At 47.8% G+C, this 224-nt stretch carries 1 protein-coding gene; it reads left to right on the top strand.

Annotated features, from left to right (window positions below; translation table 11 throughout):
* Positions 1 to 224: cytochrome c-type biogenesis protein (locus GFJ99_RS13385; protein ID WP_203228811.1), on the top strand; the 224-nt coding region annotated here is incomplete at both ends.

Here is a 224-nt window from a genome sequence, read left to right as displayed (position 1 = left end):
TTGTAAGCACAGCGGTGTCGGCACAGGACATGCTGCAATTTGATCATGATAGCCAGCGCGAGCTTTATTCTGAGTTAGCAGCCGAGTTGCGTTGCCCGCAATGCCAAAATCAGAACATTGCCGATTCCAATGCCATAGTTGCAGTTGACATGCGGCAAAAGACTTACCAGTTAGTGCGTGACGGTAAAAACCGCGAGGAAATTCTTGATTACATGATTAACCGC

It is taken from the genome of Flavobacterium sp. LMO6, from assembly GCF_009495795.1.
Lineage (GTDB): Bacteria > Bacteroidota > Bacteroidia > Flavobacteriales > Flavobacteriaceae > Flavobacterium.
The sequence above is the reverse complement of the archived record's forward strand: the minus strand, read 5'-3'. Positions and strand labels throughout refer to the sequence as shown.